Source organism: Bacillus sp. FSL K6-3458, from assembly GCF_038005045.1.
GTDB lineage: Bacteria > Bacillota > Bacilli > Bacillales > Bacillaceae > Bacillus > Bacillus altitudinis.
In genome coordinates this window covers 371,894-398,872 of sequence record NZ_JBBOSI010000001.1, presented here as the reverse complement: position 1 = coordinate 398,872, position 26,979 = coordinate 371,894, and the positions used below count along the sequence as shown (strand labels likewise).

Sequence of the window (26,979 nt, the reverse complement as noted above, 5' to 3'; positions counted from 1 at the left end):
GAACGTCATGAGCGCGAATCAGGAACAACACGAATTAAAAAAGCTTTTATCGCCGCGTCATATTCGCATGATTGCGATGGGCGGGGTCATTGGTACAGGAATCTTTAAAGGAAGTGCCGATACAATCGGCTTAGCAGGTCCTGGAGTTATCTTTTCCTATGTATTTGCTGGATTGCTTCTTCTCATTGTCATGGCGGCTTTAGCTGAAATGGCCATCGTCTACCCGGGGAATAACCTTCGCGACCTCATACAGATTGCGCTTGGTCAACGTTTTTCATTTGTTGTCGGATGGGTTTACTGTTTTATGTGGCTCACTGTATGTGTCATTGAAATTATTGCAGCGGGCAGTTTGCTTCAATATTGGTTGCCGAACGTACCATTATGGTCTTTATGTTTACTTTGCTCGCTCTTAGTCATCGGAATTAATTTAAATAATGTAAAATACTTTGGTGAAATTGAGTTTTGGTTCGCTGGAATGAAGATTTTCGTTATTATTGTGTTTATTCTTCTCGGTGCTGCATTATTATTTGGAATCATTCCGAGCGAACAAAGCACGCCTGTTCTCACCAATTACCAAAACTTTGTCCCGAACGGATGGGGTGCTGTCTTTGCCTCATTATTAGTGGTGATCTTCTCGTATGGAGGCTCTGAATTGATCGGGCTGACCATTACAGAAACAAAGGATGCAGAAAAGGTATTACCTGGTGTTGTCAAAAGTATGATGTGGCGCATCATCTTGTTTTACACACTGCCGATTTTGATTATTTGTGGACTCATTCCTTGGAATCAAATTGATCCGAATAACAGTCCTTTTGTCCAAGTCTTTTCAGCAGCTGGCATGCAAGGTGCCTCTCACTTCATTAATTTCGTCTTAATTACAGCCGTTCTATCTGCCGCCAACTCTGGTATTTACGGCACGACGAGAATGATTCATTCTCTATCTAAATCAGACGGCGGTCCAAAAAAGCTGGCACAGGTCAACAAAAGAGGTGTACCTATTTTAAGTTTATGGGTGACCGTTCTGTTTCTTTTAATCGGAACATTCTTTGCTTACTTGTACCCAGATCAAATTTTCAGCTATATGCTGGCTATCCCTGGTTTTGCGGTCTCTCTTATTTGGATTAGCATCTGTCTGGCTCATTTGAAACTGCGTCCAAAATATCCGCAAGAGCCGTATTTCAAAGTTTGGTTATTCCCGTATTTCACTTTATTTGCTGGTCTTGTACTCAGTGTCAGTTTTGTTCTGTTCCTATTCAGACCAGAGAACTTACCTAGCTCGATTATCAGCATCGGTTTCTTAGCAGCCGCCATCATTGCTTCATTCTTAATGAAAAAGAAAGCTTAGAAACGCAAGCAAAAACCCGCCTCAGTGGCGGGTATCAGATTGTTGATAAAGGGCTAAAATGAACTTGATTTTAGCCCTTTGTCTTCTTTTCAGCGTGATAGAAAACCTTTGCAGTCTAGGAAGGACGAGTACTGGCGCGGAGCGAATGTGACATTCGTGAGCACCAGCACGCAGGACTGACACCGAATGCGAGGGTTTGTCTACACGCTGAAACCCGCCTCAGTGGCGGGTTTTTTCATGAGCAGCTGCTGTGACTTCGAAATCAACAGACGCTTTTGGGATGCCGTTGATGATGATGGTTAATGTATGAATGCCCTCATAGTGCTTTCTCGTTGTCATATTTTGAAACGACTGTGATCGGACAAATTCTCTATGCAGCGCCGATCCTGTTTCAAATTCTGTGATTTTAAATACCTTTTGATTGCGTGTACCACGAGCTTTCACGTAATCAACGGCATACTCTACACGCAGCTTTAATGGCTTATCTGCCTGAAGAATAAAATGAAAGGTCAGCTTCTCTCCAATACGAACGGGGTCTTGCGTCACCTTCAAATCCGTTACTTGGATAGACGGATCATCTCCATAGCCAAATAAAGCCATGATATCTGGATCGCCTTTTTTCAATAACGTACGGGATGCATGTTTGACAATCCAGTTTGTATGTTCATTGGTTCCATACCAGCTTTTGACCATTTGCTTCATGAGGTCTGGCTGAATTGCAGAAATATCATTTAAATGATTCGCTACACTTTTTTGCACATACTTGGCCGAATCTGACTTCAAATTTTCTAAAATGGGCAGCGTGACAGAAGGGTCCTTTTTCAGCGCAGGGACGGATAATCCCCACGGCAAACGAGGCCTGCATCCTTCACTAGCGAGACGGCGAATATGTTCATTTTGATCCTGTGACCACACAAGCATCTGCGCCAGCATTTTCTCTTGATCTTGAATGAGAAAAGGTCGAACGGCAAATTCAGCAGTGGAAAACGGTGTAAAGAATTCAAGTGCTTTGATCGAGATATCCCAATGGTCAACACCATATGTCTCGACGTAGTCTGGAAATACGAGCGCACTGAGCCCTGTAAAATGCGGTGCTGTCTGACGCAGTACATCGATTGCCTTCTCATAATCCTCAGGAAGACAGGCGTGCATCGATTCAGTCACTCTTCTCATTCGTTCTTTTAACTCCAGCTGCTCCCAATCCTCTTGAAACACGAGCTGCTGAAAGTGATCAGCATCAAATACAGTTGACGCTTGCACAAGTTTTTCTGCTAAATGTTGAATAAATGGTTCATTATATACATGTTTTAAAGGTTCGATCGTGTCCGCCTCCCATAGCTCAATATCATTATTTTATCCTAAATTGTCAAAAGCGGCATAACAACAAACCAAAAACAGCCCAATCCCGAAGAATTGAGCTGTTGTCCCGTTATATAAACATATTAATAATCATAATAAATGCAATGGCGCTAACGGAAATGATGGTCTCCATAGCCGTCCAAGTCAAGAACGTCTCTTTAATGGTCATACCAAAATACTCTTTGATCAGCCAAAAACCAGAGTCATTGACATGAGACAAAATCAGTGAACCCGCTCCTGTTGCTAAAACAAGCAGCTCTCTGCTCACATCCGGCATGGATGCAGCGATTGGGGCTACAATTCCGGCCGCTGTCATCATGGATACTGTAGCTGATCCTGTTGCCACACGAATAACCGCAGCAATCAGCCAGCTAAGTAAAATCGGTGAGATTGGGGAGTGTTTGGCTAAATCAGCAATATAATCCCCAACGCCTGAATCGATCAGTACATTATTGAACGCTCCGCCTGCACCAATCACAAGCAGAATGGACGCGATCGGTCCCAAACAATCGTTACTGAATGACAGCACTCGGTCACGGCTCATCCCTTGTATAAAGCCAAGACTAAAGAAAGAATACACTGTTGCAATCAATAAAGCTGTTATGGGATCTCCAATGTACTTGAACATCTGATACCACATACTATCCTCTGGCAAAATAATATCCGCCAACGTGGCAAGCAGCATAAGAATGACCGGCACCAAAATGGTAAACATCGTATTCGCAAAACCAGGAAGCTTCCGATCAGCATTTCGTTCCGTGAATTGCTTTCTGAGCATCTCTGGAACTGGTTTATGTATCCGTTTTCCAATCCACTTACCATACAGCGGTCCAGCAATAATAGCTGTTGGCAAACCGACGATGATTGAAAAGAAAATCGTTTTTCCCACGTTGGCATGATAGATGCCTACTGCTGCCATGGCAGCTGGATGAGGCGGAACTAGCCCATGCACAACAGACAATCCTGCGATTAATGAAATCCCAATCGTCACGAGCGAAATGCCCGTTTCAATCGCAATGGTAAAGAGTAAAGGAATGAGAAGAACAAATCCGACCTGGAAAAAGACAGGTATCCCCACGATAAAGGCTACAAACATCATCGCCCAATGCACATTCTTCGTCCCAAAACGACTGATGAGTGTTTGAGCTATCCGCTCAGCACCCCCTGACTCAGCCATCATTTTCCCAAGCATGGTCCCAAGCGCTAGTACAATCGCCAGTAACGATAACGTGTTCCCTAATCCCGTTTTAATCGATTGAATGATTTCCTGTAAATCCATTCCTGTAGCAAAGCCTACTAGCATAGAGGTAATGATCAAACTCACAAACGGATTCAACTTAGCGACTGTAATGAGAATGAGTAAAAGGACAATCGCCGCAATCACAATGAATAAAAGCATGTTCTCCCACCTTTTCCCCGATGTTTAACGATTTTGTTTTAATTGCAACGCACTAATGACATCAAATTCATCCTTCAGTTTGTCATAGAGACGCTCATATAAATAAAACAGCTCTATGTATGTTTCGTTGTTCTTCATATTTGGTTCATGGCGGGCAGAAATACGAATCCATTCCTGCACCTCTTCTATCTCTTCAATATGACCTAAACTATGAAGTGCAAGGACAGCCGCCCCAAGTGCGGAAGCCTCGTAGCTCTCTGGAACAAGTACTTCTCTGCCCATTGTATCCGCCAAAATCTGCCGCCATAGCGGGGATCTCGCAAATCCACCAGAAGCCCTGACATCCTTCGCTGGACCTGTTAAATCTCTTAGTGCCACACCGATCGAGAAAACACTCATAATGACGCCTTCTAACACGGCTCTAATAAAGTGCTCGCGCTTATGCTGAAGACCGATCCCGAAGAACGTGCCTCTTGCGTTTGGATTCCAATAAGGTGCACGCTCACCTGTTAAAAATGGAAGAAACAGCAGTCCTTCTGAGCCAGCTGGAACCTTCTCTGCAATATCAATCATCAGATCGTAAGGGTCTACACCTAGACGCTTTGCTACCTCCACCTCGGAAGACCCAAATTCATCCTTGAGCCATCTCAGCATAATCCCGCCGTTATTGGTCGGTCCTCCAACGACCCAATGCTCGTCCGTCAATGCATAGCAAAATGTTCTTGATTGCTCATCTGTAATTGGCTGATCTACGACTGTACGTACTGCACCACTTGTCCCAATCGTGACTGCTACCTCACCTTTGCCAATCGCACCAACACCAAGATTCGCTAGTACACCGTCATTTGCACCCACAACAAATGGTGTATCTTCTTCAATGCCCATTCGCAGCGCAATTTCTGGCTGAAGACCACGCAGCTGATGCGTCGTTGGAACAAGTTCAGACAGCTGATTCACCTGAATTCCTGCAATACGTAGTGCCTCCTCGTCCCATTGAAGCGTTTCCAATCGGAACAGTCCTGTTGCTGATGCGATTGAATAATCGACCACATACTGACCGAAGAAATGATAAAGAACATACTCTTTGATGGAAATGAATTTTGCTGCCTGATTGAAGACGTCAGGTGTCATTTCCTTGATCCATCGTATTTTTGAAAGCGGTGACATTGGATGGATCGGTGTTCCGGTTCTTTTATAAATTTGAAAGCCATCTAAGTCCGTTATGATTCGTTTCGCTTGTTCTGCACTTCTGTTATCAGCCCAAATGATACTGTTTGTTAATGCTTTTCCATTCTCATCCATGACGATTAAGGAATGCATCGCCGTACTAATTCCCACACCTATGAGGTTTTTTGCATCAAATGCTGCTTTCGTCAATGCGCCTCTTACACTCGCAATTACAGCATCTAAAATATGTTCAGGGTTCTGCTCAACCCATGCTGGCTGGGGGTGAATGAGGTCATAAGGAACAGAATGCTTTGATATGACTTTCCCCTGTGGTCCAAATAGAACCGCCTTTGTACTTGTTGTTCCAATATCCAAACCAATTACCGCCTGGTTTCCCTTCATCTGTATCACGCCCAATCACTGATTTGAAATAAAGTGTCGTGGTGCCGGTGTACCTGATAAATCCCATTATAGGAATATTTTTTTCGACATTCAACGATCAAAAAGAAAATAATTTTCACTAAAAACCTCAGAATCGTTACCACAACAGCATTTTTCACTAATAGAAAAATTTATTTTTGAAACCATTACACTCTTTTTTGAGAAATGGTTTCTCTCATTTGCTTTAAGTTTGTTAATGTTTCCTGCTGCCTTAAATGTGCAAGCGCAAAATATAGCACATCAATCACAGTAAGCTGGGCAAGCCTAGCAGACATCGCTTCTGTTCGGAAAGCCGTTTCTTGCGTTGATGTATACAGCGTGACATCTGCAAGCTGACTCAATGGAGAACGCTGATAGCTTGTAATGCCAATGGTTTTCGCTCCTTTTTCCTTGGCTGTTTTCATCGCATCCAGTAAATCCTTATTTCGACCAGAATGAGATATACCAAGCACTGTGCTCTTTTGATCAAGCAGACCTGCCGACATCGCTTGAAAGTGAGAATCTGTATGAACAATACAGTTGATGCCTGTCCTCATAAATTTGTGAAAAGCATCTGTGGCGATGAGGCCAGACCCACCGCTGCCATAAAACTCTAAGCGCTCTGCTTCATGGATTAATTGTACGGCTCTTTCTACATCTTCTGGATTCAACAATTGAAAACTATCCTTTAATGCAGTGATGTTTGCCTGAAATACCTTTTGCATAAAAACGGCAGTATCATCGTCAAGACTCATCTCTTCATCTACATAATCAGGCTTCGTTTGTTCTATTTCCTGGGCAATAGCAATCTTCAAATCTTGATACCCCTCAAATCCAAGCCTTTTACAAAGACGAAAAATCGTTGCCTCTGAGCTCGCTGTCTTTTTGGCAAGCTCGACAATCGACAAATGGATGATGTCGCGGGGCTCACTCGTAATGTGCTCAGCAATTGCTTTCAGTTTTGGCGGCAATCCTCTGCTTGCTGCCCTTATCTTATCCATACTACTTAAACTGACAGAAGCCAATTGACTTCACTCCTTCCTCATTCATGTGAGCGCATACATTTACTCATGTTCCCATCTTATAAAAAAGAAGCCTGTTTGCACAGACTTCTTTTTTAAGAATTCAAGACTTTGATCATTAAATCAAAAAACCCTTCAGCATCTACATCCATACACACTTGAAGATTGCGATCTTTTCCCCATTGATGCTGAAAATCACATATCATTTGACCATCGCAGAACTCACTCTTCGTCTCCACTTCTACATGAAAAGCCTGTGTATTCACAAGTTGTTTATCAATTGCAAGACTTACAGCAAGCGGATCATGCATGGCACATGCCCACACCCCATTCCGCTCAAAATAGCGCTGGCGGTAAATGCTTGTGCTCTCTCTGATATAGCTAGCTAACGTTTCATTTTGAATGGCATTAATTCTCTCATCCGTTAACAAGACCTGTCTCGTGACATCCAGCCCTACTTGAGTCAATGAAGGGAAACCAGCCTCCAGCACCAATTTCGCCGATTCTGGATCTGCATATGTATTAAATTCCGCAACCGGTGTGACATTCCCCTGTCCCTGCACGACACCCCCCATAAAAATGACTTCTTTCACGTGATGAATCAGCTCAGGGCATTTTTTTACCGCAAGGGCTAAATTCGTTAACGGTCCTGTCAACACTAGCGTAACCTGCTTCGAATACTTCAGCACTTGGTCAATGATAAAATCAGGCGCAAAACCTTCATCTGCGGTCTTCTTAGGCTCGACATCTTTTAAAGCGCCGCCAATTCCATCCTCCCCATGCACCCGATGTTCATAATGAGGGGCTCTCAAAAGAGGCGTTACTGCACCTTTGATGACAGGGATTTCCTCTGCCTCAACCAACTCAAGCACTTTACACGTATTCAACGTCGCCGCTTCAACAGACACATTCCCGCACACCGTTGTGATCCCCAACATATCAAACCGCTTACTTTTCACTGCAAGCAAAATACCAATCGCATCATCAATTCCAGTGTCTACATCCAAGATCAATTTCTTTTTATTTGCCATGTTTGAAAGCTCTCCCTTGTTTGTAAGTGTTGTTAGGGGAATGATAGCATATTACTTTGGTCATCGTTTTTTAAAGAACATACGGCTAACGGATATTTTTCACTCTTTTTCTCCAATGTCTCTCAGATACTGTTCACGTTCCTCCTTAGTAAAACTTTTAAGGTAATTTTCTTTCACTTCCGGCTCATCTTTATATTCTTCCCAATCTATAAAGCGGTCTGATAATTCAGGGTCATAACTCATTGAACCGATTTTTTTAGCTCTATATTGTAAAGAAGCTGAGAAACCGTACTTCTCCGGCTCATCATTTATATATCCTCTAATTACGATGTAGCCCATTGGATCAATAGTTACCCTCTTCTTAAACGTTATGGTCTTAATAAAGTGATGGATGTCTTCTTTGCGTAAACATTCTTCTATTTTAGGCTTCATTTTTTCTGCGAGCTCTTCTGCTTTTTCTTGATCGCTCTTTTCTTTTACCACATCATTTGTTTTACTTTGCTTATTGTGCTGAGTGATTAACGAAGTCACTGAGACAATGATGATAACGACCAAAACAGATACAAGTTTTATTGTGTTTTTCATGTCTACCGTTGCCACCTTATTAATAATGAAAAATAAAAAAACAGGTAGGCGATTACCTATTTTATTATTTTTCTCCAATATCTTCAAGATACTGTTCGCGTTCTTTTTCAGAGAGTCTTTTAAGATAGTTTTCCTTTAGTTGAGGTTCATCTTTGAATTTATCCCAGTCTTTAAATCGATAAGATAATTCAGGAGAAAAAGTCATGGTACCTACTTCCTTAGATCGATATTCTAATGATGCAGAGAAGTCATACTTTTCTGAGTTACCATTAATATACCCTCTAATTATTATATAACCCATTGGATTAACGTTCACTCCCTTATCAAACGTTATGGTTCTGATAAAATTGTGAATATCTTCTTCATGTAAACGTTCTTCAATTTTTGGTTTCATCTTTTCTGCGAATTTTTCTACCTTTTCTTGATCACTTTTCTCTTGCACTACTTCATCTGAAAAACTCTGATGAATATACTCTACAACAAACACAGTTACGGAGATGACGGCGACCACAATTATGATAGAAAATTTCAATGTATTTCTCATGAAAAGCAAAAACTCCTTAATATACTTTTAATCAGTCTACCAATGAATTTGACAAAATAAAAACAGGTAGGCTAGTACCTGTTCTACTCTTTTTCTCCAATGTCTTTCAAATATTGTTCGCGTTCTTTTTTAGATAAACTATTCAGATAGTCTTCTTTCACTTGAGGATCAAAATCATCCCAGTTCTCAAAACGATCTCCTAGTTCTGCTGAATAACTCATTGAACCGATTTCTTTTGTTCTATACTTTAATGAAGCGGAGAAATTGAATTTTTCTGGCTCATCATTCACATATCCTCTAACTACAATAAAACCCATCGGACTAATGGTCACTTCATTTTCAAAAGTGATATCCTTTATAAAATGATGTATATCCATTTCATGTAGATCTTTTTCGATTTTCGGTCTCATTTTTTTTGCAAATTCTTCTGCCTTTTGTTGCTCACTTTTCTCTTTTTCTTGCACTGTATTCTTTCCTCCTGAATCATTTGGCTTACTTAGTTTTTTATTTTGAGAAATTAATGCAGATGTTGAAATAATTATTATGATAGCCAAAACAATTAAAAACTTTACTGTATTCTTCATTAGTAACAATAGCCACCTTTTAAATTTTTAATCATGGGCTTAATCTCCTCACACTTACAATAGAAATTTATCAAAATCTATAATATAATTATTAAGATAAATATTACAGGAGTGACATTTTTGTCTAAAAAAACATCCGAATTTCAACTTAACGATCAAGACTATATCTTAATATCAGAAGAATCATATAAAATAGAAAATTATAACGCATCCAAAATAATTAAATTAAACGACGGAAAAATCATGCACATAATTGACTACAAAGAAACTAAAAACGGCCTTAATGCACTAACCCTTGTCTCAAAAGAAGATTATCGTATTTCAAACAAAGGAAAAGACCTCACCAAAATCAAAAACGCCGTCATCGCCTACCGCGGGTCAGAACCGATTGGGGCAGGCCAATATAAAGATACCATTAAAAAACATGGAAAAAAAGAGTCAGATGATCTTCTTTCTACCATTTTGACAAAGCTGCCTCCTTTTAGCCAGTCAGAGACGTCAAAGGAAGTCACGACGAAGGTGACGACAGGGACAACGACCTATACAAATGAGATTGTGCAAGATTGGTTGATTTCAGATACGAAGTATTTGATTAAAAATATCCCCTTTGAACACGGCGCAGAGAATCAAATGGTGCAGGCGGACAGGTATGCGAAAGAGATCCATAAGAAAATGCCGAATGCGAAGATGTATGTGACAGGGCATTCACTTGGCGGGTCAAATGCTTCTTATGTTCTTGTCAAAAATGATTTTATTCAAGGCGGGGTCACCTTTGAGAATCCGAATATTTACCCAAATCTATCGGATGGTCTGCAAGCCAAAGCATTAAATGGTGATTACCGTAGTAGATTAACAGAATATATCAATCTCAATGACGGGCTATCTCTCTTAAATCGTCATACGACAGAAATCGGTCGTGTGAAAGTGATGTATGATGCCGCTTTACCTGAAGGCGTCGATTACACTGAGGACTCCTCAAAGGCCGTCCAATTTATGAAAAATCTCCTCAATCGGGCAATGAGTGTGAATCCTTCACTTGATGCGAATTTATTTCTTGAAGCCCTCGCCGGCAGCCATGGCTTAGACCGGTATTCCTTTTCGTCAGATGGCTCCGTTCAAACCATTGATGATATGTTGAGAAAAAACCCTTCTCTCACTGCCGCCATGTTACATCAATTGAGCCAATCAAATGTCCATCCGCAAAGTGTGGTAGCGATTTTAATCAAGTCGCATGTTCTTATGAACACAGGTCGTAAATTCTCCACATATGCCGAGCACCATATGCAGCAAATCATTCGTAAAATTGAGAAACTCGATGACAAAGTGGATCAATCGGTGGAACGCGTCCGTTCAAGATACAAACAAATTGTCGGTTTTGGTTCGTATGACCAGCTGACGGCTTCAGGTGTGGATGCTGTGATTCGCCACTTAAAAACAGAGGGTCTTGAAAATGAGTTCTATTCGGTCAAAAAATATGATGCAGCGATTGATCATGCGATGGATATGAAGAGGTGGATGGATTCAATATCAGATGATATGAGCCAGCTAGGAAAACAATACCACGATGCAGATACAACCCTTGCCAAGAATATGGGGATTTCTTAAGGAGTACGACAAATGGAATTTTCAAAGAAACAACCAACAGACGCAGATCGTTTTTTGCAGAGAGTGACAGATACGCATACATCTAGCTCCATCTTCTCTCAAGCAAACTTTAACACGGAAGATATGACACCAGCAGAGCTGGCTGCTTTGAAGGCAAAAATCAAAGAAGAACAGAAAACAGCGCTGATCAGAGCCATCCGGCATCAACTTCAAAATGAATTTGCAGAGGATCGTCAAGAAGCCAAAAAAATAGTAGATCTGATTGATGACCTTCTGATTAACGTGTACAAACATCAAAGGAACATCCAAACCCATATGTCAGGTGAAGCCATTGACGCGTTAATCGAAAAAATTGAAAAAAGACTCACATTTTTTGAGCTGAAAGAAGATGTTCAATCAGCCATTGATTCGATCGGCATTTAAATGAACCTTCCATCCGGTGAATCTTTTCCCCGTCTCACTCGTATATACTAAAAGAGTGATTGATTTGAAAGGAGATCTGTTTGTGGGATATATGTTGTTATTTTCGGTTGTGATCGGTCTTGTCCTGACCCTTTTGCTCACACCACTCAGGTTAATCGTTAGAAAGAAAGGGACTGAACAACAGGTGCCGCTTATGTGGATTGCGGGACTGGCACTGCTGTTTATCATCGGGATTTTCGGCTTCTACTACATCACCAATTTAGACCGCAACCCATCATCACTGTGGCTCATTGGACTTGTTGTGACAGCAGCAGGTGCCTTTTTATCAGTGGGATTGGAGCGGAAGATCAAAGGCGTATTATTTCTCATTTTATTGCTGCTCGGTGTTTATATGGCAACCGCTTTTCTATTTAATGCAAATGAGAAATTCGACGTGTCTAAAATGGAGCAAAAAGTCGAAATCAAAGCGTTCGATGAGACAGAAACACCTGCGAGTGTACCACCGCAATTTGCTCGCAATAAGATGAAGAAATCGTTCGGACAGGTGCCAAACACGAGTTACTACGAGCTTGGCAGCTTGCAAATTCAGAAGGTCAATGGTGAGTATGTGTATATCGCACCCGTCGAGTTCTCCGATTTCTTTAAATGGATTCGTTCTGGTAGCACACCGGGTTACTTTACACTAAGTGCGACCGACTCATCTGCCAATCCAAAGTTTGTGAAAACCGAGATGGTCTATACGCCTTCTTCCTATTTCAATAAGGAAATTGAGCGGCATATCCGTCTTCAGTACCCAGATTTGATTTTCTATGGAGACACGCAGCTCGAGATCAATGATGATGGCAAGCCTTATTACATCCAAACATTTGGAGATTTCATCTCTGCACGAAACGGGTTTAAAGCTTCAGGTGTAGTTGTTGTGGATGCCAAAACGGGTGAAACGAAGAAATATTCCTTAGACAAAGTACCAGCCTTTATTGATGGCGCTGTGTCACCAGAGGCTGTCAGTCTGCAGAATAGTTACTTCGGCAACTATGTACATGGTTTCTGGAACAGCCTCTTTGGAAAATCAGATGTGAAGCTGCCTTCTGATGAGGGGACTGAAGCCAATGTAAGTCCGGTGTTTGATTCAAAAGGGGATATGTATTACTTCACAGATTTCACCAGTCCAAAAGAGGGCGTTGATTCCATGCTCGGGTATGCACTAACAAATGCCCGAACAGGAAAAGCCACGTATTATACGGGTAATCTTGAAGAATCCTACATGGATTCACAGGGAGCTTTGCAAATTATTGAGAAACGATTTATCGAGAAGAAATGGAAGGGCCGCATGCCGATTCTTTATAATTTCTACGGGGAAGCCAGCTGGCTTACACCTGTTCTCGATTCAAACGGATTCCTGCAAAACTACTTTATTGTTTCGGCAGCCAATCCTGAAATCGCCGCATACGCTTCTACACCAAACGAAGCACTAAGAGCCTATAAAACAGCTCTTCAAAAAGGCGGCGGTACCGTCAATAGTTCATCAAAGCAAGAAAAGAAAGAGTCGACAGGCAAAGTGAAGAGGGTGTATAAGGAAAAGACCGGTGATTATACAACCGTCACCTTCTTACTAGACGATGGGAAAAACTACACCATGTCATCTGAAAAAGAGCCTCTTATTATTTATTTAAAAGAAGGGGATCAAGTCACCATGAAGTATACAGATACAGGTGAGATTTTCCTACCAGTCGATGAAATCAACATCAAAGGATTATAAAAAAAAGACGTTTCTCCTACTGCGGAGAAGCGTCTTTTTTCTCTTTTCTCAACAACTCAACAAGCAATTCCTTATTTTTATTCCCACCTGTCATCGGGGATTCGACATAGGAAAATGTCCGTTTAAAGTCCATTCCCCTCACAGAAATGACAGCCAATTCCCCGCCAATGCTGCCCCGCTGGAGGACATATTTAGATAAAACAGATAGCCCCATTCCATGAATGACAGCTTCTTTTATCGCTTGATTGCTGCTAAACGTCACAAAGGTCCGCGCTTTCAGCCCATTTGATTTCAGGACGTGCTGTAAGTATTCTCCTGTCCCAGATCCTTCTTCTCTTGTGATCCATGTTTCATTTTGCAATTGATCAATGGTGACATCCTTTTTCTTTGCAAACGGATGGTCTAATGGGGCAACGATATACAGTTCATCCTCTAGGAACGTTTCTACAGAGAGTTCTTTGTCATTGGTTTGTCCTTCAATCAGTCCGATGTCGACATGGAACAACCGAACATGTCTAGCGATCGCCTCTGTATTATCAATGACTACTTCAATATCAACATGCGGATAGAGCTGATGAAATTGTGCCAAAATTTGCGGCAGCACATACTCCCCAATGGTAAAACTCGCTCCAATCGTGAGCTTCCCTCGTGCCAGATGATGATGCTCATAAATATCCTGCTTCGCCTGTTCATATAAACGAATGATTTGTTTTGATCGATGGTACAGCATATCCCCAGTTGGCGTCACCGTTAATTGCTTTGGCGAACGATTGAGCAGAACCGTCTGAAATTCCTGCTCCAAGTTCTTAATGTGAAGACTGACACTCGGTTGAGAAATCCGTAGCTTCTGAGCTGCTTTTGTAAAGTTTTTCTCTTCTACCACTGTCACAAATGTCTTCAGTGCATCATAATACATCTGTCCCTCTCCTATCAGAAATCTTAATCCTACATCTTCAATACATATATCTTACTAATTCCTTTCCAACTCGTAAAGAACAGCCTAAACCAATCAATTTAATAAAAATATTTACTAATTTTTTTAAAGACTCTATACTGAAAGGAGATATTTTCTATAGGAGGTGCTGACTTGGCAGCTAAAATAAAGGACATTGCGGAAAAAGCCGGATTATCCATCGCCACCGTGTCTCGCGTACTGAACCAAGATCCCAACCTATCGGTTACGGATCAAACACGTGAGAGAGTATACGCGGCAGCAGAAGCTTTGTCCTATCAAAAAAAGACATTCAAACATTCACTAAAAAAAATTGCCTTTCTCTATTGGATGACCGAAAAAGAAGAGCTTGAAGATATTTATTTCAAATCCATTCGTCTAGGCATTGAGGAACTCACCAATACCAGAAGCTTAAATGTTACCGCTTACAACCCATCTGATGGTCTTCAATCGATTGATCCTTCTACAGAAGGCATCATCGCCATCGGTCGATTTAAAAAAACTGAGCTTGATCAATTATATGCGATCACAAAACATATCGTCTTTATTGATACATCACCAGATGAAGACCGCTTTGATTCTGTGAAACCAAACCTGAAACGAATTGTAGAAAAGATTATCGATTCTTTTATCGAAAAACAGCACACATCCATCGGATTTATTGGCGGGACAGATCTTGATCTCAATACAAATAGACGGATTCCAGATATTCGTGAAACGACCTTCCGCCAGTACATGACAGCACACAACAAACTAAATGAACAATTGGTCTATATCGGTCACCACTTCTCTGTAGATGAAGGCTATTCATTGATGATGAAGGCGATCGACGAGCTCGGCGATCACCTGCCAACCGCTTTTTGTGTCGCAAGTGATCCTCTTGCGATAGGCTGTTTACAAGCATTAAATGAACGCGGTTTTTCTTTACCAAATCGAGTGAGTGTCTTTAGTATCAACGATATTCACGTCTCTCAATATGTGTCACCACCGCTCACAACTTATCACATCCATACCTCTTTACTTTGCGAAACAGCTGTCGATTTACTTTTAGAAAGACTGGTTGATGGCAGAACATTACCAAAAACCGTGCTGATTGCCTCAGAACCTGTCTTTCGGAAAAGCACGATATAAACAGCTGGAAGGCCCGCCGTATATGGTGGGCTTCTTTTCTCTTTATTTCAGTAAAAAATTTTACTTAATAAATTTAATAAAATGTGTTTACTTTTTTTACTCAAGTTGATATTCTCACATTAAGAAAGCGTTTTCTTATCATCTGTGAAAAAAGAACGAGAGGGGATTACGAATGAAAAAGGGAAAATGGGCGACATTATCGGCAGTCGTTGGTACTGCTGTGCTGCTGCTGTCAGCATGCGGACCAGGAGATGACAATTCAAGCGGTACACAGCCGGCATCTACAGGTACAAAGACCTTGCTAGTGTGGGAGGATGTCAAAAAGTCTGATGGGATTCAAGACGCCGTCAAAGAATTTGAAAAACAAAACGCCGTGAAAGTCAAAGTAGTCGAAAAAGCATATGCCGACCAAATTGAAGCGCTTCGTCTTGATGGCGCAGCCGGCACTGGTCCAGATGTCATCACCATGCCTCACGACCAAATTGGATCAGCTGTCACAGAGGGATTGTTACAAGAAATCAAACCAGATCAAAAAGTGATCAATTCCTTCACAGACGAATCGATTCAATCACAAACGATAGATGGCAAGCTGTATGGCCTGCCAAAATCCGTTGAAACCACTGTGCTTTTCTATAACAAAGACCTTGTCAAAAAGGCACCAACGACACTCGATGGCTGGTATGACCTTTCGAAAAAGCTGACAAAGGACGGGAAATACGGTTTTGTTGCGAAGTGGGATGAAATTTATTACGCAGAAAGTGTATTAGGCGGTTCAGGTGGCTATATTTTCAAACAGAAAAACGATGGTTCTTATGACGTCAATGATATTGGTCTTAATAACGATGGTGCCATCGAAGGCGGAAAATACATTCAGACATTCTTTAGCGAAGGACTCTTCCCGAAAGGCATCATTGGTGAGCAAGGAATCAATGTCCTCAATTCCTTATTCACTGAGAAAAAGGCAGCGGCTGTGATTTCTGGTCCATGGTCATTTGGTCCTTATAAAGAAGCGGGTATCGACTATGGCGTGTCCGAGCTACCAACACTCCCTAACGGAAAACATATGAGCTCGTTCTTAGGTGTAAAGAGCTACAACGTCTCCTCTTATTCTAAAAATAAAGAACTTGCCGAGAAATTTGTTGAGTTTATCACGAACGAAAAAAATTCGAAAAAGCGCTTTGAAGTAACAGAGGAAATTCCACCAGTGAAAAAGCTGATGAAAGACCCAGTCATTACTGAAAACGCTAATGCGGATGCTGTTTCAAAGCAAACGAAATATGCCACGCTGACACCGAACAATCCAGAAATGGCAGAGGTGTGGAAGCCGATTGACAGCGCATTAGGGCTGATTGCGACTGGCCGTACCGATGTGAAAAAGGCATTTGATGATGCGGTCAAACAAATCGACTCGCAAATTAAAGCGAATCACTCCAAATAAACCCCAAGCGCAGGTAGCTGTTCATCTATCATGCTGCCTGCACTTGATCTAATTTCATATGAAGTAGGTGTTAAACGTGACGGGTAACCTTGAACTAGACCGCACACACATAGTGGAATCAAAGACACACAGGAGACGGGCGCTAATGTTCTCTCTTATACCCGGGATGGGGCAAATATACAACAAACAGTATGGCAAAGGGGCACTCTTTTTCCTGTTTGGCGTTTCTTTTCTACTTGTGTTTTATGATTTATTCAATATTGGCTTCTGGGGGCTGTTCACACTTGGTACGATGCTGCCTCGTGACAACTCTGTTTTCCTTTTAGCAAAAGGAATTATTGCACTTTTAACAGCTGGATTTGGCATCGGTTTTTATGTGCTCATGATACGAGATGCATTTATGAACGGAAAGAAACGTGATCAAGGGGTTCCGCTTCATTCCATCCGTGTTCAATACCATCAGCTCATCGACCAAGGCTTTCCTTACTTAATGAGCACTCCTGCTTTCTTTTTACTTCTATTCTCTGTTGTCTTTCCTATTATGTTCAGCTTTGCGCTGGCCTTTACAAACTATGATTTATACCACTCGCCTCCTGCCAATCTCATTGATTGGGTAGGCATCAAAAACTTTCAAAATATCTTTTCAATCGATATTTGGAGAGACACATTCATTGATGTACTAGGCTGGACGGTCGTATGGACGTTGGCTGCATCGACCCTTCAATGTGCTGTCGGCATTTTCCTAGCGGTTCTGCTCAATCAAAAAGATTTAAAAGGAAAACGGTTTTTCAGAACGATTTTGATTCTGCCGTGGGCTGTTCCAGGATTTGTGACCATTTTGGTGTTTGCTGGATTGTTTAACGACACGTTTGGTGCGATCAACAATACCCTTTTTGCATCCATTGGAATTGATCCAAAACCATGGCTGACAGATCCATTTTGGAGCAAAATCGCTCTTATTGCGATGCAGACCTGGCTTGGTTTTCCTTTTGTGTTCATTATGACAACTGGCGTTTTGCAGGCCATTCCTGAAGATTTATACGAGGCTGCAACCATTGATGGGGCAAATTTCTTTCAGAAATTCCGTTCCATTACATTACCGCTTGTCCTCTATTCAATTGCACCTATATTAATCACGCAATATACGTTTAACTTTAACAACTTTAATATCATCTACTTATTTAATGGCGGAGGACCGCCTGTGGCTGGCTCAACTGCTGGGGGCACAGACATCTTGGTGTCTTGGATTTACAAACTGACGATGCAATCTTCTCAATATGCACTCGCTGCCGCTGTTACGATTTTACTGTCAATCTTCGTCATTGCCATTGCACTTTGGCAGTTTAAGAGAACGAATTCATTTAAAGAGGAGGACATGATGTGATATGGGATCAAAACAAAATAAGCTCATTCGCCTGAGTATTACTTATTTCATCCTTTTCATCGCCTCCGTTTGTATTCTATATCCACTCCTTTGGACGATCGGCGCTTCCTTTAATCCTGGGAACAGCCTGATGAGCACAAGCATGTTTCCGAAGAATCCAACGTTCAGCCACTTTACAGAACTCTTCTTCGGTCAGGGAGCACTTTATGCAAAATGGTATTGGAACTCAATGAAAATCAGTATTGCGACTATGCTCTTAACGTTGATACTTGTCAGCTTTACAGGCTATGCCTTTTCTAGGTTCCGATTCAAAGGACGCAAAAATGGGCTAATGCTCTTTTTGCTGCTGCAAATGATTCCTCAATTTTCAGCGCTGATTGCCATATTTGTATTGGCTCAAATGCTTGGACTCATTAACAGCCATCTTGCATTGATTTTGATTTATGCAGGCGGACAAATTCCGATGAATACGTATTTAATGAAAGGCTATCTTGATGCGATTCCAAAGGATCTCGATGAATCAGCCAGAATGGATGGCGCAGGGCATTTCCGGATTTTCATCCAAATTATTATGCCGCTTGCCAAGCCGATTTTAGCCGTTGTTGCCATCAACTCATTTACAGGACCGCTGGGTGATTTCATCATCTCCAGTGTCATTGTCCGGTCACCCGAAATGTATACGCTCCCAATCGGTCTATACAATCTTGTATCAGATAAAATGGGTGCTAGCTACACGACCTTTGCAGCAGGGGCTTTACTCATTGCGATTCCAGTTGCTTTATTGTTTCTTGTTTTACAAAAACAATTTGTATCCGGCCTCACACAAGGCGGGACAAAAGGATAAGGGGAGATTTGATGAAGAAATGGTTGCTTGTCACTGTTGTCGTTTTCTTTCTGATGGGGTTAGGTATTCTGCCTGAAGCAAAGGCTGATTCGATTTCGGTGAAACCGATCAATGGATTGCAAGGTGATTTCATCAAAGGAGCCGATATCTCCATGCTCGCAGAAGTGGAGCGAAGCGGCGGCAAATACTACAACCAAAACTGGCAGCAGGTTGATCCGCTCAAGCTATTAAAAGAGAAAGGTGTCAACTATGTGCGCATCAGACTCTGGAACCATCCATACGACAACCAAGGCCGTGCCTATAACGGGGGGACAAACGATTTAAATACCGCCATTGCTCTCTCGAAACGTGCAAAAGCACAAAATATGAAAGTGCTGCTTGATTTTCACTACAGTGATTTCTGGACCGATCCCGGTAAACAGTTCAAACCGAAAGCTTGGACCAATCTCTCCCAAAGCGATTTAGAAAAAGCTGTTGGCACTTACACAAGCGATGTACTTAAAGCGATGAAAGCACAAAATGCCCTACCAAATATGGTACAGGTCGGGAATGAATTAAATTCAGGTATGCTTTGGCCGAACGGAAAGAGCTGGGGTGAAGGCGGCGGTGAATTTGACCGACTCGCTGCTTTGCTAAAAGCGGGGACAAATGCTGTCCGCTCTGTCGATTCAAACATCAAAGTCATGCTTCATCTTGCACATGGAGGGGACAATGGTGCATCTCGCTGGTGGTTTGATGAAATCACCAAACGAGGCGTTTCGTTCGATACGATCGGTTTATCTTACTACCCGTATTGGGACGGGGGATTTAGCGGTCTTACTAACAACATGAATGATATTAGCGCCCGCTATAACAAAGATGTCATCGTGGTAGAAACCGCCTACGGCTTTACAACAGCAAATGGTGACAACCTCGATAACTCATTTAACCAAGATTCAGTCAATACGGCCGGTTATCCAGCATCACCACAAGGGCAGGCATCTTTTATACGAGATCTATCAGAAAAAATTTCACAAGTAAAAAACAGTCGCGGGAAAGGGTTCTTTTATTGGGAGCCGCTTTGGATTCCAGCAAAAGGTGCTCCGTGGTCTAGTCAATACGGGCTCGCTTATATTCAAACAACCGGCACAGTCGGGAATGCTTGGGAAAATCAGGCCATGTTTGATTTCAACGGAAAAGCCCTGCCTTCTCTTGATGTATTTAAACAAATGACACCGTAATTAAACAGATAGGACGTGACAAAATGGGAAAGCGTTACCCACTCGTCCACCCAAATGTGAAAGGCTTTTTGCATGGTGGCGACTATAATCCTGATCAATGGCTTCATATGCCGGAGATCATTGACGAAGATTTTCGATTAATGAAGCTTGCACACTGTCAAACATTCTCTATCAACATTTTCGCTTGGAGCAAGCTCGAGCCAAAAGAAGGGGAATATGATTTTGCCTGGCTGGATGATATCATGGATCGCTTGGCAGCGCAGGGAGCTCACGCCATTCTCGCCACGCCAAGCGGAGCAAGACCTGCTTGGCTCTCGCAAACATATCCAGAAGTCTTACGCGTTGAAGCAAACCGCCAGCGCAACTTACACGGACTTCGCCATAATCATTGCTTCACCTCGCCGATTTATCGAGAAAAAACGAATACACTCAATCGTTTGCTTGCTGAACGCTACAAGGACCATCCAGCGCTGATCATGTGGCACATTTCAAATGAATACGGCGGTGAATGTCATTGTGATCTTTGCCAAGAAGCATTTAGAGACTATTTGAAAGACAAATACAACCATGACCTTGAAGCTTTGAATCAAGCATGGTGGACGGGATTTTGGAGCCACACCTTTACCGATTGGTCGCAAATCGAGTCACCTGCACCGCACGGGGAGCACATGATTCATGGCATGAACCTAGACTGGAAGCGTTTTGTCACAGCACAAACGATCAATTTTTATCAAAATGAAATTGAACCACTACGAGAATTAACACCTCATGTGCCAGTAACTACCAATTTTATGGGCGACTATCCGCATATGCGTCCATTTCTTGGACTGGATTATCATCAATTTGCAAAAGAAGTCGACGTGATCTCATGGGATAGCTATCCAGCATGGCATAGCGGCAGAGAATCCACTGCAGAATTAGCGTCAAACGTCGCCTTCGTTCACGATTTGTATCGTTCATTAAAGGGCGGTCAGCCGTTTCTTGTGATGGAAAGCACACCAAGCCTCGTGAACTGGCATGAAGTGAATAAGGTGAAGCATAAAGGAATGGCACACCTCTCTGCCATGCAGGCGATTGCCCACGGGTCCGACTCCGTCCTTTATTTCCAGTGGAGACAAGGCCGGGGCGCCTCTGAAAAATTCCACGGCGCTGTTGTGGATCATTCAGGACATGAACACACGCGTGTGTTTCAAGAAGTCGCTAATTTAGGAAAACAGCTGGAGCAGCTTCAACCGATTGCGGGTACATCCGTTCAACCAGAGGTCGCCATCATATATGATTGGGAAAACCATTGGGCAATTGATGATGCGCAAGGCTTAAATAATACCAACAAACGCTATGTAGAGGCTTGCCAAACTCACTATCGCAGTTTCTGGAAAAAGGGTATCCCTGTTGATATTGTCGGGATGGAAAAGGATTTCTCATCCTATCGAGTGCTTGTGGGGCCAATGCTCTACATGATCAAACCAGGCGTGGCAGAAAAGATCGAAGCATTTGTCAAAGAGGGCGGCATTTTTGTGGCAACGTACTGGAGCGGCATGGTCGATGAAAACGACCTCTGTTTCCTCGGTGGTTTCCCTGGCCCTCTCCGCCATGTACTTGGTGTTTGGGCAGAGGAAATCAACACATTGATGCCAGATGAACACGTCTTAATGACCACAGGAAATGGACGCACCTACCATGTCGGGCAATATTGCGAATCCATTCACCCAGAATCAGCCTCTGTGTTAGGGCATTTTGAGAATGGCTGCTATGAAGGACAGCCCGCCCTTACTGTCCGTCCATTTGGCAAAGGGAAAGCATACTATATGGCTTCTGAAAATGAGCAAGCGTTTTATGATGATTTTTACGAAGATCTCATCACAGGAATAGGGATAAAACCGATCCTATCCTCTTCAATTCCAGAGGGAGTCAGTGTCCAGAAACGAACAGATGGATCGCAGGACTTTGTGTTTATGATGAATTTTACAGAACAGCAACAGAACATTTCACTAGATTCAGCGGAAAGCTATGAAAATATGCTGACTGGACAGCATACATCTCAACAGTTACAACTGAATCCTTACGAATACGTTATTTTGAAAAAATAGTGTGAAAGAAGCGTCCATCCAACGGGCGCTTTTTACTTTTTGTTGAATCTAAATACCTATATATTTTCTCCCGATAGTAGATTATCAATAGAAGTATTATTTTTTATCTAAATTTTTTGACATATTGAACACCGCATCATGATTGGCCCCGCCGTCCTTTTTTACCATTGTATAGGTATGAAAGCGGTTGCCTAATACTCATATTTTTGATACTCTTTTTTTCAATGCAAATGTGGGATTGCATTGGTAAAAAAACAAACAAATGTAAACGGTTTATTGTAGGGGGAGGGGCTTATGTTAACGTTTGTTGGATTGTTGATTATTTTAACGATTGTTGTTTTGCTGATTTGGGGGAAAGCAAGTCCAATTGTCGCCATGGTCATGGTGCCTTTAATAGGGGCGCTCATCGCAGGATTTGGTATCAATGACATTCAAACTTTCTTTGAACAAGGGATTATCAAAGTTTTGCCAGTGGCGACCATGTTTATCTTCGCCATTTTATTTTTTGGCATTTTACAAGATACAGGGTTCTTTGAACCTGTAATTAAAGCGTTAATCAAGCTGACAAAAGGGAATGTTGTCACAGTTGCGATGGGAACTGCCTTGATTGGAGTCATCGCACACTTAGACGGAGCAGGCGCTACAACCTTTTTATTAACTGTACCTGCACTGCTTCCACTTTATAAAAAATTACATATGAGTCCTTATTTATTGCTATTGTTAATCGGGACGAGTGCTGGATTAACCAATATGATTCCATGGGCTGGCCCCACAGGACGGGCAGCTAGTGTCCTAAATATGGACCCATCTGAACTGTGGGTACCGCTTATTCCCATTCAGCTGATTGGGGTCGTGCTCGTATTAGGAATGGCATTCATTTTAGGAAAAAGAGAAGAAAAACGAATTCGGGTGAAAATCGCGGCAAATGAAGTAGCTGCTGTTCAATTAGAAGGCGCTGATTGGGATCGTGCCATTCAATCGATCAGCGAAACAGGCGATGCGTCTTTAAAGCGTTATCACTTAATGTGGGTCAACCTCATTCTATTTTTAGCTGTTGTTGTCCTTCTCGTGCTGAACGTGATTCCTGCTAGTTATATGTTTATGATTGGTCTTTCACTAGCACTTCTGATTAACTTTCCAAATGTGAATGTACAAATGGAGCGAATTAAGGCACATGCCCCGAGTGCACTAATGATGGCAGCTGTAATTTTCTCCGCAGGTTCTTTTTTAGGAATTCTTGAAGGAACGGGCATGCTGAAGGCGATTGCAGTAGACAGTATTCACATTTTGCCAGCTTTCTTACTGCCATTTTTACATATCATTGTGGGGATATTTGGGGTTCCGCTTGATATGCTGACAAGTACGGATGCCTATTATTACGCACTCTTGCCGATTGTCGAATCGATTACATCAGAGGTTGGTGTGTCAGGGACATCTGCGGCATACGCCATGATGATTGGAAATATCATCGGCACCTTTGTCAGCCCTCTTGCACCTGCTGTATGGCTTGCCATCGGTCTTGCAGGGGTCGATATGGGGAAACATATCCGCTACTCCTTCTTTTGGATGTGGGGGTTCAGTATCGTTTTACTCATCATCGCCAAACTGATTGGCATCATATAAAAAGAAAGACATGCGCAAACCAGCGCATGTCTTTTTCTTTGAATTATGAAGGATATTCACTCGTGTGAATGTCTGTTTTCGGTTTTCTAATGAGTGACATCAATCCAACGATCAGCAACAAGATCATCGGAACGAAGGCCAAACCAACAGTTCCAATTAAAAGAGTCACAGCCGAAACCAAGAAAAGAATACCAGAAAGCACGGCACGGCGGTCTGTTTTCAAAACAATCACACCAACAAGGGCTAAGACAGCCGCAATTGCGGAAACAACCATAAACTGAATGCCAAAGGCATGAACCGATGCCTCAAGTGTTTCAACTGGCAAGGCGCTGCCTTCCTCTTTTAACACTTCATTCAATTCTTCATAAACTGCTGGGTCCACAGAAAGCATCAACGCCCCAAAACCAACACCAATTACGTTGAGGACAATACTGATAATCCCCATAATTTTTTCACCTTTACGCTTAATCATTGATAGAAACCTCCTAAAAAGTTAAATTAACCTGTTTTTACTTCTCGCTTTTGGAAGACGATTAAAGCAACCGCCAAGAAGATGGCCCAGTAAATGACTAGGACCGTTAGTGAGAATCCTAGGGACATGCCTTCGATATAAGTAGGTGTTTCTGCGAAATACTGTACAGGATCGTTGGCAAACAATAAGTATTTCGCCCAATCAAAGAAGAACATCAAAATGCTTGTGATGGATGCTCCCACAATATAGGCTAATACACTAATCGCTATGGAAATGGCCTCACTTCTAAACACCGTTGAGATGGCAAAAGAAAGTGTCCCTAATACAACAAACATAGCACAATGCGCCAAATAATAAGAGACCATATTTGCAAACTGAGACCGTTCAATGACTTCACCATTTTGATAAGCCAAATACACATAATCATTGTTTAGTCCAAAGAATATCGCACCTAAGATAAAGGATAAGATAAATAGGACAGCGATCAGGAAAAGTGAATATAGTTGAACGGTAAAGTATTTAGACAAAAGAACCTTCAACCTGGATGGCGGACGAATCAGTAATAATTTAATTGTACCATGCTTATATTCAGCCGAAACAATTGTGGCTGCAATAATAATCACAAATACACCGACCAGCTGAAGCAAATTAGCATTTGTTTTCACATAAGTCCATGCATTTTTACCGAATTGATCGGCTGGAGGTAGATCATGTTTGATTCGATACTCATTGATCGCTATATCGGTTTCAAGGGATCTCTTATAAAAACTTATATTATCCTCTTTCAATTCTTGCTTATTTGCTTTATTGATTTCTTGCAACTCAGTTTTCCAATCACCGGATGCTCGATCTCCTTCATTTGTCTTAACAGCAAAAATCAACGTCGCAATCATACCTAAAACAAGAAGCCCAACCATAATCCAAGTACCCACACGATAACTGATTTTCATCCACTCGTTTTGAATGAGGCGAATCATACGTCTGCCTCCTTTTTACCTGTTAAGCTTAAGAACTTATCTTCTAAGGTTTGTTTTTCTATTTTGATTTCGTACAAATGAATAGAAGCTTCACTCAAATGACGAATCAATTGTGGCATTTTCTCTTCTAGGATGGAGAAGAATAAGTACTGCTCCTCTTCTCTAACTGTGATGCCTTCCTCAAATGCTTCAATGAGCTTTTGAGCTTCTTCAAGCTCACTTGATGCTACTCTCATTCGATAATTGACCAAATCATCCTGCTTCGTCTCCGCACGCTGATCCTCAATCGCAATCAGCTTTCCTTTTTGGATAATGGCGAAACGATCACACATCAATTCCATTTCTGACATGAGATGACTTGAAACAATGACAGCAAGCCCTTCTTCCTTTGCCAGCCTTCTCAAGTAATCTCGTATCATACGAATTCCCTCTGGATCTAGTCCATTGGTCGGCTCATCTAAGATTAGCAGTTTCGGTTTATGTATCAATGCCTGAGCAATCCCCAAACGCTGCTTCATTCCTAATGAAAACGTACGGACACGCTTATGTTTCACATGCTGCAAACTAACTAGTTCTAGCAGTTCATCAATTCGACCTTCATCCACTTTTCCATTCATTCTGGCAAAATGAACAAGGTTTTGTCTTGCCGTTAAATGATTATACATTTCTGGATTTTCAATAATTGCACCGACATCTTGGATGGCATGCTGATATGAGGTTTGAATACTATGACCATTAATCAGAATGTCACCGGATGTAATGGGAGAAAGACCGACCATCATGCGAATGGTTGTCGTTTTTCCTGCGCCATTCGGCCCTAAGAAGCCAAAGACTTCGCCCGCTTGGACAGAGAAACTCAAGTCTTGAACAATCTTTTTCCCGCGAATATGCCTAGATACATTTTGCAGTTCTAAAACGTTCGTCACGTTACCTCTCCTTCTTTGTCTAAGTATCATCTATCATCTATTTCCTGATAAACACCATGATCCGTCAAAAATAGAAGAACACTTCCATATGGTACAGCAATGCCCAAAAGTTGTGAAGGGGATTAGGCAAAATTTAGAGAATCATCTGCCTTTTTTAAGGTAGAGTTAAGAAAAGCGTGAATTTTTATAAGAAAAGAGGCTTGATTTTTTAAAAAAAGAATGATTTTCAATAGGTACATATGTATGAAATGATGTTTAAGATTATACCTTTCACCTATAAATATCGAAATAAAAAAGAGGCTGATGATCGACAGCCTCTTTTCATATATTATACTTTCTTCACAAACTCCGATTTTAACTTCATCGCGCCAAAGCTAGGAATTTTACAATCAATATTATGATCGCCTTCGACTAAACGAATCCCTTTGACCTTCGTTCCTATTTTTAAAACCGAAGAAGAGCCTTTGACTTTTAAATCTTTAATCACAGTGACCGTGTCACCATCACTTAATAGATTTCCATTCGCATCTTTGACAACAAGCTGTTCCTCTTCCGCTTGTTCTTGTTCTAGCGACCATTCATGCGCACATTCTGGACAAATAAGCATGCTGCCATCCTCGTATGTATAAGTTGAACTGCACGATGGACAATTCGGTAGATTAGACATTTGTGTTTCCTC

Annotated in this window: 24 protein-coding genes; 11 read left to right on the top strand and 13 right to left on the bottom strand. The window is 41.8% G+C overall.

The annotated features are described in order from the left end of the window. The first annotated feature begins 7 nt into the window (after positions 1-7). Positions 8-1,345 carry an amino acid permease gene (locus MHH23_RS02120; protein ID WP_340958786.1) on the top strand — a complete coding sequence of 446 codons (1,338 nt, stop codon included), beginning with the start codon at positions 8-10 and terminating at the stop codon, positions 1,343-1,345. A 219-nt stretch (positions 1,346-1,564) separates the two neighbouring features. Here MHH23_RS02120 and MHH23_RS02115 read toward each other — a convergent pair whose 3' ends face one another. From MHH23_RS02115 to MHH23_RS02080, 8 genes are all read right to left on the bottom strand, one after another. Beyond that, positions 1,565-2,665 carry a DNA alkylation repair protein gene (locus MHH23_RS02115; RefSeq protein WP_440170675.1) on the bottom strand — a complete coding sequence of 367 codons (1,101 nt, stop codon included), beginning with the start codon at positions 2,663-2,665 and terminating at the stop codon, positions 1,565-1,567. Between the two features lie 109 nt (positions 2,666-2,774). Then, positions 2,775-4,103 carry a GntP family permease gene (locus tag MHH23_RS02110; protein ID WP_079919973.1) on the bottom strand — a complete coding sequence of 443 codons (1,329 nt, stop codon included), beginning with the start codon at positions 4,101-4,103 and terminating at the stop codon, positions 2,775-2,777. Between the two features lie 24 nt (positions 4,104-4,127). Then, positions 4,128-5,672, bottom strand: coding sequence for a gluconokinase (gene gntK / locus MHH23_RS02105; protein WP_340958784.1), 1,545 nt, complete (start codon positions 5,670-5,672; stop codon positions 4,128-4,130). A 185-nt stretch (positions 5,673-5,857) separates the two neighbouring features. Next, positions 5,858-6,691 carry a MurR/RpiR family transcriptional regulator gene (locus tag MHH23_RS02100; RefSeq protein WP_178896488.1) on the bottom strand — a complete coding sequence of 278 codons (834 nt, stop codon included), beginning with the start codon at positions 6,689-6,691 and terminating at the stop codon, positions 5,858-5,860. Positions 6,692-6,807: 116 nt separating this feature from the next. Then, positions 6,808-7,743 (bottom strand): nucleoside hydrolase, encoded by a 936-nt coding sequence (locus tag MHH23_RS02095; protein ID WP_268418594.1) that lies wholly within the window; start codon positions 7,741-7,743, stop codon positions 6,808-6,810. 99 nt (positions 7,744-7,842) lie between these two features. Beyond that, positions 7,843-8,328 carry a hypothetical protein gene (locus MHH23_RS02090; protein ID WP_017359907.1) on the bottom strand — a complete coding sequence of 162 codons (486 nt, stop codon included), beginning with the start codon at positions 8,326-8,328 and terminating at the stop codon, positions 7,843-7,845. A 64-nt stretch (positions 8,329-8,392) separates the two neighbouring features. Continuing rightward, positions 8,393-8,872, bottom strand: a complete 480-nt coding sequence (locus MHH23_RS02085) for a DUF1433 domain-containing protein (protein WP_268372464.1) — start codon at positions 8,870-8,872, stop codon at positions 8,393-8,395. An 83-nt stretch (positions 8,873-8,955) separates the two neighbouring features. Beyond that, on the bottom strand, positions 8,956-9,456 hold the full coding sequence (locus MHH23_RS02080; protein WP_216895391.1) for a DUF1433 domain-containing protein: 501 nt from the start codon (positions 9,454-9,456) through the stop codon (positions 8,956-8,958). Positions 9,457-9,567: 111 nt separating this feature from the next. On the opposite strand from MHH23_RS02080, the gene MHH23_RS02075 reads away from it, so the two are divergent. The 3 genes from MHH23_RS02075 to MHH23_RS02065 all read left to right on the top strand — a co-directional run bounded on the left by MHH23_RS02075 (position 9,568) and on the right by MHH23_RS02065 (position 13,243). Beyond that, a complete protein-coding gene (locus MHH23_RS02075) occupies positions 9,568-11,061 on the top strand; it encodes a lipase family protein (RefSeq protein WP_445285654.1) in 1,494 nt (497 codons plus the stop codon). Positions 11,062-11,073: 12 nt separating this feature from the next. Further along, positions 11,074-11,484: a hypothetical protein gene (locus MHH23_RS02070; RefSeq protein WP_024720438.1), complete on the top strand. Its 411-nt coding sequence runs from the start codon at positions 11,074-11,076 to the stop codon at positions 11,482-11,484. Between the two features lie 82 nt (positions 11,485-11,566). Beyond that, the gene (locus tag MHH23_RS02065) at positions 11,567-13,243 is read left to right on the top strand and encodes a hypothetical protein (RefSeq protein WP_056703996.1); all 1,677 of its coding nucleotides are present in this window, start codon (positions 11,567-11,569) and stop codon (positions 13,241-13,243) included. A gap of 16 nt (positions 13,244-13,259) precedes the next feature. On the opposite strand, the gene MHH23_RS02060 is transcribed toward MHH23_RS02065, so the two are convergent. After that, positions 13,260-14,159: a LysR family transcriptional regulator gene (locus tag MHH23_RS02060; protein WP_025208260.1), complete on the bottom strand. Its 900-nt coding sequence runs from the start codon at positions 14,157-14,159 to the stop codon at positions 13,260-13,262. 171 nt (positions 14,160-14,330) lie between these two features. Between MHH23_RS02060 and MHH23_RS02055 the strand changes: the two genes are divergently transcribed. The 7 genes from MHH23_RS02055 to MHH23_RS02025 all read left to right on the top strand — a co-directional run bounded on the left by MHH23_RS02055 (position 14,331) and on the right by MHH23_RS02025 (position 23,925). Further along, a complete protein-coding gene (locus MHH23_RS02055; protein ID WP_056703993.1) occupies positions 14,331-15,326 on the top strand; it encodes a LacI family DNA-binding transcriptional regulator in 996 nt (331 codons plus the stop codon). 172 nt (positions 15,327-15,498) lie between these two features. Further along, positions 15,499-16,764 carry an extracellular solute-binding protein gene (locus MHH23_RS02050; RefSeq protein ID WP_340958782.1) on the top strand — a complete coding sequence of 422 codons (1,266 nt, stop codon included), beginning with the start codon at positions 15,499-15,501 and terminating at the stop codon, positions 16,762-16,764. 166 nt (positions 16,765-16,930) lie between these two features. Beyond that, on the top strand, positions 16,931-18,148 hold the full coding sequence (locus MHH23_RS02045; RefSeq protein WP_340958781.1) for a carbohydrate ABC transporter permease: 1,218 nt from the start codon (positions 16,931-16,933) through the stop codon (positions 18,146-18,148). Position 18,149: 1 nt separating this feature from the next. Further along, complete coding sequence (locus MHH23_RS02040) at positions 18,150-18,992, top strand: sugar ABC transporter permease (RefSeq protein ID WP_007497274.1); 843 nt, start codon at positions 18,150-18,152, stop codon at positions 18,990-18,992. A gap of 11 nt (positions 18,993-19,003) precedes the next feature. Continuing rightward, entirely contained in the window at positions 19,004-20,212 is a 1,209-nt protein-coding gene (locus MHH23_RS02035) for a glycoside hydrolase family 53 protein (protein ID WP_212359475.1), read from the top strand. Positions 20,213-20,235: 23 nt separating this feature from the next. Then, complete coding sequence (locus tag MHH23_RS02030; RefSeq protein WP_340958780.1) at positions 20,236-22,302, top strand: beta-galactosidase; 2,067 nt, start codon at positions 20,236-20,238, stop codon at positions 22,300-22,302. Between the two features lie 294 nt (positions 22,303-22,596). Then, positions 22,597-23,925 (top strand): CitMHS family transporter, encoded by a 1,329-nt coding sequence (locus MHH23_RS02025; RefSeq protein ID WP_046344821.1) that lies wholly within the window; start codon positions 22,597-22,599, stop codon positions 23,923-23,925. Positions 23,926-23,968: 43 nt separating this feature from the next. On the opposite strand, the gene MHH23_RS02020 is transcribed toward MHH23_RS02025, so the two are convergent. The 4 genes from MHH23_RS02020 to MHH23_RS02005 all read right to left on the bottom strand — a co-directional run bounded on the left by MHH23_RS02020 (position 23,969) and on the right by MHH23_RS02005 (position 26,967). Then, entirely contained in the window at positions 23,969-24,397 is a 429-nt protein-coding gene (locus tag MHH23_RS02020) for a DUF4064 domain-containing protein (RefSeq protein ID WP_041092650.1), read from the bottom strand. Positions 24,398-24,423: 26 nt separating this feature from the next. Continuing rightward, positions 24,424-25,374, bottom strand: a complete 951-nt coding sequence (locus MHH23_RS02015) for an ABC transporter permease subunit (RefSeq protein ID WP_340958778.1) — start codon at positions 25,372-25,374, stop codon at positions 24,424-24,426. Next, a complete protein-coding gene (locus MHH23_RS02010; RefSeq protein WP_096882087.1) occupies positions 25,371-26,300 on the bottom strand; it encodes an ABC transporter ATP-binding protein in 930 nt (309 codons plus the stop codon). The genes MHH23_RS02015 and MHH23_RS02010 overlap by 4 nt, the downstream gene beginning before the upstream one ends. A 328-nt stretch (positions 26,301-26,628) precedes the next feature. Beyond that, positions 26,629-26,967: a zinc ribbon domain-containing protein YjdM gene (locus tag MHH23_RS02005; RefSeq protein WP_024720449.1), complete on the bottom strand. Its 339-nt coding sequence runs from the start codon at positions 26,965-26,967 to the stop codon at positions 26,629-26,631. Between the last annotated feature and the right edge of the window lie 12 nt (positions 26,968-26,979).